10 protein-coding genes are annotated in these 11,464 nt (G+C 41.1%); 7 read left to right on the top strand and 3 right to left on the bottom strand.

What is annotated here, in order from left to right; genetic code table 11:
- Window positions 1-269: 269 nt before the first annotated feature.
- From H6G28_RS14120 to H6G28_RS14110, 3 genes are all read right to left on the bottom strand, one after another.
- Window positions 270-1,532 (bottom strand): bifunctional folylpolyglutamate synthase/dihydrofolate synthase, encoded by a 1,263-nt coding sequence (locus tag H6G28_RS14120; protein WP_190671489.1) that lies wholly within the window; start codon window positions 1,530-1,532, stop codon window positions 270-272.
- Window positions 1,533-1,705: 173 nt separating this feature from the next.
- Window positions 1,706-1,831: a photosystem II protein Y gene (locus tag H6G28_RS14115; RefSeq protein ID WP_096581838.1), complete on the bottom strand. Its 126-nt coding sequence runs from the start codon at window positions 1,829-1,831 to the stop codon at window positions 1,706-1,708.
- A 176-nt stretch (window positions 1,832-2,007) separates the two neighbouring features.
- Window positions 2,008-2,535, bottom strand: coding sequence for a gamma carbonic anhydrase family protein (locus H6G28_RS14110; RefSeq protein ID WP_190671488.1), 528 nt, complete (start codon window positions 2,533-2,535; stop codon window positions 2,008-2,010).
- Between the two features lie 244 nt (window positions 2,536-2,779).
- On the opposite strand from H6G28_RS14110, the gene H6G28_RS14105 reads away from it, so the two are divergent.
- From H6G28_RS14105 to H6G28_RS14075, 7 genes are all read left to right on the top strand, one after another.
- Window positions 2,780-3,289: a TIGR02652 family protein gene (locus H6G28_RS14105; RefSeq protein ID WP_190594024.1), complete on the top strand. Its 510-nt coding sequence runs from the start codon at window positions 2,780-2,782 to the stop codon at window positions 3,287-3,289.
- Between the two features lie 78 nt (window positions 3,290-3,367).
- Window positions 3,368-3,811 (top strand): VOC family protein, encoded by a 444-nt coding sequence (locus H6G28_RS14100; protein ID WP_190593968.1) that lies wholly within the window; start codon window positions 3,368-3,370, stop codon window positions 3,809-3,811.
- A 149-nt stretch (window positions 3,812-3,960) separates the two neighbouring features.
- Window positions 3,961-6,828: a M16 family metallopeptidase gene (locus H6G28_RS14095; RefSeq protein ID WP_190671486.1), complete on the top strand. Its 2,868-nt coding sequence runs from the start codon at window positions 3,961-3,963 to the stop codon at window positions 6,826-6,828.
- Window positions 6,829-6,969: 141 nt separating this feature from the next.
- A complete protein-coding gene (locus H6G28_RS14090; RefSeq protein ID WP_190593964.1) occupies window positions 6,970-7,461 on the top strand; it encodes a plastocyanin/azurin family copper-binding protein in 492 nt (163 codons plus the stop codon).
- A 313-nt stretch (window positions 7,462-7,774) separates the two neighbouring features.
- Window positions 7,775-8,602 carry a type I methionyl aminopeptidase gene (map, locus tag H6G28_RS14085; protein ID WP_190593962.1) on the top strand — a complete coding sequence of 276 codons (828 nt, stop codon included), beginning with the start codon at window positions 7,775-7,777 and terminating at the stop codon, window positions 8,600-8,602.
- A 211-nt stretch (window positions 8,603-8,813) separates the two neighbouring features.
- A complete protein-coding gene (gene uvsE / locus H6G28_RS14080; RefSeq protein WP_190671483.1) occupies window positions 8,814-9,761 on the top strand; it encodes a UV DNA damage repair endonuclease UvsE in 948 nt (315 codons plus the stop codon).
- A 58-nt stretch (window positions 9,762-9,819) separates the two neighbouring features.
- A complete protein-coding gene (locus H6G28_RS14075) occupies window positions 9,820-11,418 on the top strand; it encodes an Hsp70 family protein (RefSeq protein ID WP_190671482.1) in 1,599 nt (532 codons plus the stop codon).
- Window positions 11,419-11,464 lie beyond the last annotated feature (46 nt).

Below are 11,464 nucleotides of genomic sequence, written 5' to 3'. Positions count from 1 at the left end.
CTTTTTGTTTATCAAAACAGAATTCAGTAGCCAGTACCAGAATTCAGAATTCAATTCTGTGTGACACTTCTCCTGGCGGAGACGCTACGCGAACGGCAAGCTCGGTGCATCGCTGATGGATGAATATAGCATTTCTTATTCTAGTGAAGTACAAGCAAGAATAATTAACCGCAGATGGACGCAGATAAATTTGTACCTCAGCAGACTAGGAAAGGCTATAAATGGGTTTAAAACCGCCCACTAATTGATTCTGACTTCTGAATTCTTCTTCAAGAAGGATTTAATGTTCCTAAAAAGTGTCCGATTAGATAAAGAGAACCACACAAAACGACTAAATTATTTGTATTAGTAAAAGCTGCTGTTAATGCTGATGACACATCTGGATATGTTTGACACAAATTTAGTTCTGGAAAAATATTATTAGCCAGATTTGCTAATTCTTGCGGATTGGCTGAATTGTTATCTGGAACTGGTACTAAATATAATTTATCGTTTGTTTGTAGTAGGGCTTGGAAAATTTCTGTATGGTCTTTTGTGGAGAGCATACCAATTACCCAAGTTACATTTTCGGGATTTAGACTATCTACGTAATTACGTAAGACTTGGGCTGCTGCGGGGTTATGTGCGCCGTCAATTAATAATTTATGGTTGTTCCAAGTTAGCCATTGCATTCTTCCTGGCCATTTGGTGTTTGCCATACCATTGATAATGGCTGATTCCAGAATTTCCCAACCTTGTTGTTGGAGAATTTCTAAGGTTGCTAAAGCTAAAGCTGAGTTAGCTAATTGAATTTGCCCTTGTAATGGTAGAGGGTATTGAATTGAATTTGGAGGATATTGAAGTGATTGATATTCTGCCCAGCTTGGAGAGATTTGCAGTGCTGGTTGGGGTGTAAATATTGGGCATTGTAATTCTGCGGCACGCGATCGCACAACTTTTTCAGCATCGGCTGGCAATGAACCCATGACAACCGGACACCCAGGCTTAATAATTCCGGCTTTTTCTCTAGCAATATCGGCTACTGTGGGGCCTAGTTGTTGCCAATGTTCGCGGCTAATGGAAGTAATCACCGTCACCAAAGGTTCAGAACAAACATTAGTCGCATCTAAACGTCCCCCTAACCCAACTTCTATCACGGCAATATCAACTTGCTGCTGGGCAAAATACAGCCAAGCAGCCGCAGTAATAATTTCAAACTGAGTCGGATATTCATCATCACCAGAAACAGCCGCTTGGACTTTTTGTAAAAGCTGACTTAATTCCTCAGCCGAAATTGCTTGTTCATTGATACAAATTCGTTCTGTCCAATCAATTAAATGGGGCGAAATGTAACGCCCTGTCCGATAACCAGCTGCGGTAAGTACTGAAGAGAGATAAGCACAGACAGAACCTTTCCCATTTGTCCCAGCAACGTGAATGACTGAGATGCGTTCATGAGGGTTGCCCAGGTTTGCCAATAGTTTGACAATCCGCGACAGTCCCAGATTTACACCAAAATGTTGCAAAGGTTGAAGTACAGAATCGATATTCACTGGAAGGGGAGTGGGGAGTGGTGGAAGGGGAGTGGGGAGTGGGGAGTGGGGAGTGGGGAAGTAAGGGGGCAGAGGAGTTTAACTAATGACAAATGACAAATGACCATTGACAAAACCGACTGCCCAGATTTCCTAGAAACAGTCGGTTGTAAGGTGATAATGTAAATTTATGTTTATGCTTCTCTATTCAAAAAGTTTTGCACTTGTCTCAAAGCTGCTGCACCGATGTTAAAAACAGCCCAGCCAGCAGCAACAGCAATAGGCGCTAAAACGATCGCTACACGAAAATCGATATCCATAATTTAGAACCCCTCTGTTAAGTAGAAATTAAAGTTTTATCAACTCTTCTCATCTTTATTTTTAGCCCAAGTGGGCATTTTTTCCAACTAGGTATGTAAAGAAAGATTACAGTGGGGTCAAGAACCATTTGTTCATCTTCCTTGTCTCCCTTGTCTCCCTTGTCTTCCTCTCTCCTTCACCCAGCCTCAAAACCCAAATCACTGCCTTTGCCCGCATGAACCAAGGCTAACTTTTTGTAACGTTCAGCATGTTCTATAAGTTCGGCGGCTTCGGTGGCGCTGATTTGACGCAACACTTTGCCAGGAACGCCGACAACTAAAGATAAAGGCGGTACATCTTTTGTCACAACTGCGCCTGCGCCGATAATACTGCCAGCGCCTACTCTGACTCCATCTAAGACTACTGCCCCAATGCCAATTAAACAGCCGCGCTCAATATGGGCAGAATGTATCACAGCGCGATGTCCGACAGTCACATGATCTTCTAAAATAGTGGGCAACCCAGGATCACCGTGCAGAATGGCTCCATCTTGGATATTGGTGCATTCACCAATCTCAATCCGCTCTACATCTGCCCTGACTACTGCTCCATACCAAATACTGGCTCCGGCTTGGATTGTTACAGCACCAATCACCACAGCGTTGTCTGCAACGAAGGCTGCTGGAGAAAAATCAGGAGATGGCCAGTAAGAAGCGGTAGACACGATAGAATAGGAATATGGTACCCAGGAACACTGGAGAAACTCCAACCTTTGAGAAGCTGGTTCAAAACCAGAATATCATGTTGTTAAACCTCTACACTGAGGAAAACACAGTTTACAATTGTTCTACACTGCAAATACGTTTCCGTGCAGTTACGAACAATTAACTTAAAGTGGAGGAGCCGAAGTGTAAAATCGAACCTAATGGTGCTAGTGAAGAAGAAATTATGTTTGTACGCACTTCATGATGAATCCAGGTTTGCAGTACCCAATATTTGGTCACGAAATTCAGTGTCCCCACTGTCGGCAGACTATTCCGGCTTTGACACTTACAGATACCTATCTTTGTCCTCGTCATGGCGCATTTGAGGCCAACCCTAAGACTGAGGAGTTAATTCATCTACAGTCAGGTCGTCATTGGCGCAGATGGAATGGGGAATGGTATAGACAACACACTCATCCTGATGGGATACGGTTTGAAATTCACGAGGCTTTAGACAAACTGTATACCCAAGGCTACCGAGCAACAAAGGTAATTATTGCCAGACGTTATCAGGAATTGATGAGTGGTTATTTAGAACGCAGTACCCCTTGGCGTTCTGGACAGCCAGAGACGACATCGGCGCGACTTTATGGTTTACCAGTAGAATTTAGTCCCGATTCCTCAGAAGAACCCTCCTGGGAAGTGATTAATTTCGACTTGGAAAAAGAGCCGGGAGTGCCTGTGCGCTATCCTTATTTCAGGTTGTTTGAGTAAATGTCATTGGTCATTGGTCATTAGTCATTTGTATTTACCAGTGACTAATGACTATTGACTAAGGACGAATGACGAATTATGCACCACGCCTCTATCCGCACTGCGAATATTCATCGCGCGATCGCATTTTATGAATTGTTGGGGTTTAGCGTATGTGAACGCTTTACTACAGGCTATACTCTGGCTTGTTGGATGGAAGGCTTGGGTGGACGCATTGAACTGATTCAAATTCCCCAGCCAAAACCTGCGCCTGATGCGTTTGATGATGAGCATTATGTGGGATATTATCATTTGTCCTTTGATTTAACAGCAGTCACACCAGATTTACCTAGCTGGTTAATCAACTTAAAAACCAGCTTTGCATTAGCAGCACAAAACCAGCCAGAACAATTATCACCCCTAAAAATCCTGTTAGAACCTACACAACAGCAAATAGGCGATCGCATCTGGGAAGTTGCCTTTATTGCAGACAGTGATGGTTTACCTTTAGAATTTATTCGGGCTTTAACTAAACTCGGTTAAATCAGCTTATCTCTTTATATACTTTTTGTTATTGGTCTAATCTTTCCTTGGTAGTGTCGCTGATTTCAGTAATCTCCAAGAAATAATAGACTGTTATTCATGGCGTTTATAAATGTGTATTTTAATTTAATAAACACATCTACCAAAAAATGGCTCCGTTTTTTATAGGGTATAGATATCGTTGGTCATTTTTATTTTTAAGTCTGTGGATAATCACAGTATTTTGTTTAAGTGATCAACCTGCTGACAGCAAGTATACGGCTAAAATCAAATCTAACAATATTCAAACACAATTGATTGCAACTCATATAAATAACTCAAAAATTACCGCCAATGTCCGTAAAACAGTATTAGAAAATGGTCTAACTGTTTTAACAAAAGAAGTGCATACTGCACCAGTTGTTAGTGTACAAATTTGGTACAAAGTTGGTTCACGCTATGAAGCACCAGGAACAAACGGGATTGCACATCAACTTGAACACATGATGTTCAAAGGTACAAAAAATCGTCCCGTGCAGTTTGCGAGATTATTTAGTGCTTTAGGTAGCGATTCCAACGCTTTTACAAGTTATGAACAAACAGCTTACTATGGCACTGTAGAACGAGAGAAACTCAAAGCACTGCTAGTTTTAGAAGCAGATAGAATGCAAAATTCTCTGATTGAACCAGAGCAACTAGCAACGGAAAAACGAGTAGTAATTTCAGAACTACAAGGTTACGAAAATAGTGCTGAATATCGCCTCAACCGTGCTGTTATGCAAGCTTTGTTTCCTAATCATGCTTATGGATTACCTGTGGGTGGTAACAAAGCAGATGTTGAGAAATTTCAAGTTGAGCAAGTCAAGGAATATTATCGTAAATTTTACACTCCTGATAATGCTGTATTAGTAATTGTGGGAGATTTTCAAACGAGTAAAACTCTAGAAACTGTTAAAGAAATATTTGGGAAATTGCCGAGGAGGCAGGAGGCAGGGGGAGAATCTTTTACTCAGCACTCAGCACTCCCCACTCCCCACTCCCCACTCCCCACTCCCCTAATCCTACGAGAACAGGGAGCAGCAGCGATGCTGCAAGTGGTTTATCCACTACCGAATTTGCATCACCCAGATATTCCGGCTTTGGAAGTGATGGATTATATTTTGACAGAGGGGAGGAACTCACGACTTTATCAGGCTTTGGTGGAATCTGGTTTAGCCAGTGAAGTGACTGCTTCTGTTTCTAGCTTGCAAGAGGCTGGCTGGTATGAGTTGTTAGTGACAGCAGATGATCATCAAGATTTGAAGAAAATTGAAACAGTACTCAATCGGGCGATCGCTAATTTAGTAAAAAAAGGCGTGAAGCCGGAAGAATTAACCAGGGCAAAAATGCAGTTAGAAGCTGGGGTGATTTTGAGTAATCGGGATATCACCAGCCAAGCAATGCAATTAGCTAACGATGAAATAACTGCTGGTGACTATCGTTATACTGACCGTTATTTAGCGGCTGTTAGTCAAGTCACAGAAGTGGATATTGTCAATGTAGCCAAAAAATATCTCCAACCAGAAACTCGTGTTGTTGGATTATTTCAGCCGACTGAACAAAATGTAACGGAAACGGGTAAAAAATTAAACTTAAATCAAACTACAGAAAATTTATCTGCTGCTGCTACACCTTTGGCTGTGTCAGAAATAGATAAATATTTACCCCCCCTCGAAGAAACAACAGATGTTGTGAAAAAAGTCTCCCACAACACAAGTCAAAAAAATTCTCACCTGACGTTACCAGAGCAATTTAGTTTAGCTAATGGTTTAAAAGTATTACTATTACCTGATAAAAGTACACCCACTGTAACTTTAAACGGTCACATCAAAGCTGGAAAAGAATTTGATGCAGAACATCAAGCAGGATTAGCATCTTTGGTGGCTGATAACTTAATGAGTGGGACAAAAAGCAAAAATGCTTTAAATCTGGCGAAGGCTTTAGAAGAAAGAGGCGCATCGTTGGATTTTACTGCTTATCGTGAAGGTGTGCGAATTGAAGGCGATGGTTTAGCAGTAGACTTACCAATTCTGATTGAGACTTTAGGAGATGCGGTGAAAAACAGTACATTTCCGAAAAAAGAATTGGAATTAAATCGCCAGCAAGCTTTAACTGACTTGAAACAAGAATTGGATGATCCAGCAGAAGTCGCAAAAAGAATTTTTGTCCAATCTCTTTATCCGAAACAACATCCTTTACATAGTTTTCCCACAGAAAAGAGTCTGAAACAAATTAAGCGTGAGGATGTAATTGCGTTTAAAGCTAAATATTATCGTCCAGATACAACGGTGCTGGTAATAGTAGGAGATTTTGAACCAACTCAAGTGCGATCGCTCATCGAAAAATCATTAGGCGATTGGCAAGTGAGTGGTCAACCACCAACAATCCAATATCCAAATGTAAAATTACCAGATAATCTCTTACGTGTAAACCCGGTGATGGCAGGGAAAGCGCAAGCTATTACTTTTATGGGTAACACAGGTATTAACCGCCAAGACCCACGCTATTACCCAGCTTTAGTCTTAAATCAAATTTTGGGAGGCGATACATTATCTAGTTATTTAGGTGCAGAAGTACGCGATCGCCAAGGTTTGACTTATGGTATATATAGTTACTTGCAAGCGCAAAAAAATGCTGGGACATTTTGGATAGAAATGCAAACTAGTCCTGAAGATAGTCACAAAGCGATCGCGAGTACCCGCAAACTTTTACAAGCAATTCATCAGCAAGGTGTCACAGCCAATGATGTAGAAACAGCTAAAAACACCTTAATTAGTAACTACAAAATTTCCCTCGCTGACCCTGAAGAATTAGCACATACAATGCTGATGAATCAGGTGTATGGAATGGACATCACAGAAATAAATTCCTTCGCTGATAAAATCAAACAAGTTTCTCTTGCTCAAGTCAATCAAGCTGCTCGTGAGTTACTCCACCCAGATAAAATTGTAGTGGTGACCGCAGGCCCGGCTGTAATTGCAGATAAAAATCATGAATGATTTGAGAGGCTAGTACAACAAGGCAAAAGTAAAAAGGCAAAAGTAAAAAGAAAGAATATTCATACCAAAAGCCCAACCTGTACTAGGGTGTAGAGGCTAGATGAGAGTAATTGATAATTTTATACAGGGGTCAAAAAACTAATGAAAAAATTTTTAGTAACAACAATCAGACTTCAGAGTTTATACTTCATACTTCAATTCTATTTGTTACTTAGCCTGAGTTTTGTTAATTTTACGCCATCAGCTATTGCAGCAAATCTTCCTAGTGATTTGCTCAAGCAACCAGCTACAGAAATTACAGTTAGCTTGGGTAATGCGGCTAATGAACTCAAATTTGAACCCAATCATTTCGAGTTTATTGCAGGTAAACGCTATCTACTGCAACTCAAAAATCCCAGCCAATTAAAGCATTATTTCACTGCTAAAGATTTTGCTGATGGTATTTGGACGCAAAAAGTAGAAGCGGGAAAAGTAGAAATTAAAGGGGCTATTCACGAACTAGAACTAAAACCTAGTGCTGAGGCTGAATGGGTTTTTGTCCCTTTAAAAAGCGGCAAATATAACTTACGCTGTACTATCCCAGGACACACAGAAGCGGGAATGACTGGAGAAATCATCATCAGTAATTCATAATTACTAGTACTTACGCAAAAACACTCTCGAATCCTCTTAACTTCGTGTCCTTTGCGCCCTTTGCGGTTCGTTTTTTCATGATTCTGCGTAAGTCCTGATTACTTTTGGCAAATTAGTTGTTTTGTCTTAAAATTTATCCGCGTTTATCTGCGGTTAATGATTTTTCTGGCTACCTCTAATCCCCCAAGCACAGACACTAACAAACTTTCAAACCTATTACCTGCTATAACTTAAATATAGATATAGTTTCTCAATTATTCTATAAAAAGCACGGAATCCGTAGCGACAAAGCATCAGCAATTATTATCAGCACATGAACATATTTAGCAACTTGCTTTCTCAACCAGTTAAAGTCACACCGTCACCAAAACAGCGTCGGGGAATTGAAATCAAATCGCCGCGTGAAGTGGAAATTATGCGGCAATCTGCGAAAATTGTCGCAACGGTGTTGAAAGAAATTTCTGAATTGGTCAAACCAGGAATGACAACAGCCGACTTGGATGCTTACGCGGAAAAACGCATCCGGGAAATGGACGCAACACCGAGTTTCAAAGGATACCACGGTTTTAAAGGCTCTATTTGTGCCAGTATCAACAATGAAGTAGTACATGGTATTCCTAGTCCTAAAAAAGTTATTCGTACTGGGGATGTATTAAAAGTAGATACGGGTGCTTATTACCAAGGTTTTCACGGCGATTCTTGCATTACAATTGCTGTGGAGGAAGTCACTCCAGAAGCCGCTAGACTGATTCGTGTAGCTGAGGAAGCTTTATACAAAGGTATAGAACAAGTGAAAGCAGGTGCATATCTGCTTGACTTAGCTGGAGCTATAGAAGACCATGTAAAAGCCAATGGTTACAGTGTGGTAGAAGAATTCACTGGACATGGTGTTGGTCGGAATTTGCACGAAGAACCATCAGTATTTAACTTCCGCACCAGAGAAATGCCAAATGTAAAATTGCGTGCGGGAATGACTTTGGCAATTGAACCAATTTTAAATGCAGGTTCTAAACATACACGCACATTAGCTGACCGTTGGACTGCGGTAACGGTAGATAATTCTCTATCGGCACAGTTTGAGCATACGGTGTTGGTGACGGAAACTGGTTATGAAATTTTGACCGATCGCACTAAAGTATAGCAGGTGATAGGTAAGCCGTTTATATTGCCTGATATTCTGATTTTCGTGGCGATCGCAATTCATCCCAACAACACAGTTGATAAGTTAACGTTGGGATGAATTTTTGCTTTTGAAGTTAGTTCAATATCTGGAAAATTCATCCTAGAGAGACTGAACACAGAGACCAGAAATGAGTTCAATCAAGAAGTAGGTAAGACTAGCATTGGCGAACATGACCACCATTGAATTTCAAAATCTAGCGAATCAACAGCGATCGCCTCAAACTATTCTGCCAAACTTAGGCTTAGTTTGTATTACAATTTCTCAAAAAGTCCGCTTTAAAACAATCACACGCACACGCTATTTAAAACTATCCCTAAAAGAACGAGAAAGTATCTTGCGAGAGCTTTATCAACATAACTTACAGCGATTGCATGATGCTTTGACTTTTTGTGAACAGAATGAAATTCGCCTTTATCGTATGACTTCTAATTTATTTCCGATGAATGATTTAGAAGACAAAATTGGCGAAAATCTCTTAGAAGAAATGGCTGATGAGTTGGGCAAAATTGGTCAACGTGCAGTCGCCCTTGGTATCAGAATGGTATTACATCCTGATCAATTTGTGGTGCTGAGTTCCGATTCACCAGAAATTATACAAACCAGTATTAATATCTTAGCCAGACACGCGCGGGACTTAGATTTACTGGGTTTACCTCGTTCGCCTTGGTCGTTGATGAACATTCATGGCGGTAAATCGCAACGCGCCGAAAAGTTGATACAAGTGATTTCAGAATTACCAGAAGCGATTAAAAGTCGCTTAACTTTAGAAAACGACGAATACGCCTATAGTGCCAGTGAAATTTTAGCAGTGTGCCAAGCCGCGAAAATTCCCTTGGTGTTTGACGCGCATCACCATATTTGCCACGAAAATTTAGACAGCTACAATGAGCCGAGTGTGGCTACTATGCTTGAGGCGGCTAGGGAAACTTGGACAAATCCAGATTGGCAATTAGTTCATATTTCCAACGGTGAAACAGCCTTTAAGGATAGAAAACACAGTGATTTTATTCATGCTATGCCTGATATTTATTATCAAGTACCGTGGATAGAAGTGGAAGCCAAACGCAAAGAAGAAGCGATCGCCCATTTGCGTAGTTGGTGGCTTGTGGGACAATAATATTTTTGTTGAGAAAATTTTGCCCTACCTTGCCTTGGCATGGAATAATTAAGAGACTATGGCGATCGCAATCGATTTTGGTACTAACAACACAGTCATTGCCCGTTGGAATCCCGTCACCCAACAGGCGGAGACTTTGAGTTTACCTGGTTTATCAATTCAACAAAGTCTCAATCCTCCACTCATTCCCAGCTTGGTATATGTGGAAGACGCAGCCCAGAGTAAAGTTTTAGTAGGGCAGCAAGTACGCGATCGCGGTTTGGATCTCAAAGGCGAATCTCGATTTTTCCGTAGTTTTAAGCGCGGTATCGGCGCAGAAATTCAAGGCTTTTTACCGGAATTAGACGGACAAGCAGTCACCTTTGAGCAAGTTGGACAATGGTTTCTCAATCAAGTAATTGAAAAACTAGCACCCTTAGAAGGTGGCTTAGACTCTCTGATATTAACCGTCCCCGTCGATAGTTTTGAAGCCTACCGCCACTGGTTAGGTCAAGTTTGTCAAAGCCTCCCAGTCGAACAGGTGCGGATGTTGGATGAACCCACAGCCGCCGCCTTGGGTTATGGTTTGGCTGATCAAGAAAATCTTTTGGTGATTGACTTTGGTGGCGGTACTTTAGATTTATCTTTAGTTAAGTTAGATAAAGGCGCACAAGGTAATACTAAACCCATCGGATTTTTGCTGAAGTGGGGGAACAAATCGTTAGCAGAAGATTCCAAGCAAAAAGTCAAAATGGCGCGTGTGTTGGCAAAAGCTGGACAAAATTTAGGTGGAACAGATATTGATAATTGGTTAGTTGATTACTTTGCCAAAACTCAAGATTTGGCGGTGAGTCCATTAACAACGAGATTAGCCGAAAAAGTCAAGATTCAGCTATCAACTCAAAACCAAGCTAGTGAAGTTTATTTTGATGATGAAACATTTGAAAGTTACGAATTAAATTTAGACAGGGATAATTTAGATAATATCCTCAAAGAACAGGGATTTTTTGAGCGACTAGATGAGTCAATGACAAATCTGTTGCAACAAGCACGCCGCCAGGGAATTGAACTTGCAGATATTAATGCTGTGTTGTTAGTTGGGGGAACAGTGCAACTACCAGCAGTGCAGACATGGGTAAAACAGTATTTTGCGCCAGAAAAAATTCGCTGTGAACGTCCGTTTGAAGCGATCGCCCAAGGTGCATTACAGTTATCTCAAGGCGTGGAAATCAAAGACTTTCTCTACCACAGTTACGGGATTCGTTATTGGGATCGACGTAACCAACGCCACAGTTGGCATCCGATTATTAAATCAGGGCAAGCTTACCCGATGAATCAAGCTGTAGAGTTATTTTTAGGCGCATCTGTGGAGAATCAACCCAGCATTGAGTTAATTATTGGGGAATTAGGCGCAGACACAGGCAACACCGAAGTTTATTTTGATGGCGATCGCTTAATTACCCGCCGTCTCGATAGCGGTGAAACCACCGTCAAACCGTTGAATGATAGCGCAGGCGCAAGAACCATTGCTCAACTCACACCGCCAGGGTATCCGGGGAGCGATCGAGTAAAAATCCTCTTTCAAGTTGATGAACAACGGTTTTTACGCATCACCGTTGAGGATTTGTTGACGAATGACACCTTGTTAGAAAATGAGCTTGTGGCAAAGTTGAGTTAAAGTAATAAGGCATTGTTTGTTCTACCGCATAAAGATTTTATAGTGC

It is taken from the genome of Nostoc sp. FACHB-190, from assembly GCF_014696905.1.
Classification (GTDB): Bacteria; Cyanobacteriota; Cyanobacteriia; order Cyanobacteriales; family Nostocaceae; genus Nostoc_B.
This window is presented reverse-complemented; position numbering and strand designations above follow the sequence as displayed.

Excerpts from the sequence above, each read along its gene's own strand:
- H6G28_RS14075 (WP_190671482.1), top strand. The coding sequence starts at position 9,820 with ATGGCGATCGCAATCGATTTTGGTACTAACAACACAGTCATTGCCCGT.
- H6G28_RS14115 (WP_096581838.1), bottom strand. The coding sequence starts at position 1,831 with ATGGATATCGATTTTCGTGTAGCGATCGTTTTAGCGCCTATTGCTGTT.
- H6G28_RS14105 (WP_190594024.1), top strand. The coding sequence starts at position 2,780 with ATGAATCCAGGTTTGCAGTACCCAATATTTGGTCACGAAATTCAGTGT.
- uvsE (WP_190671483.1), top strand. The coding sequence starts at position 8,814 with ATGACCACCATTGAATTTCAAAATCTAGCGAATCAACAGCGATCGCCT.
- map (WP_190593962.1), top strand. The coding sequence starts at position 7,775 with ATGAACATATTTAGCAACTTGCTTTCTCAACCAGTTAAAGTCACACCG.
- H6G28_RS14100 (WP_190593968.1), top strand. The coding sequence starts at position 3,368 with ATGCACCACGCCTCTATCCGCACTGCGAATATTCATCGCGCGATCGCA.
- H6G28_RS14095 (WP_190671486.1), top strand. The coding sequence starts at position 3,961 with ATGGCTCCGTTTTTTATAGGGTATAGATATCGTTGGTCATTTTTATTT.
- H6G28_RS14090 (WP_190593964.1), top strand. The coding sequence starts at position 6,970 with ATGAAAAAATTTTTAGTAACAACAATCAGACTTCAGAGTTTATACTTC.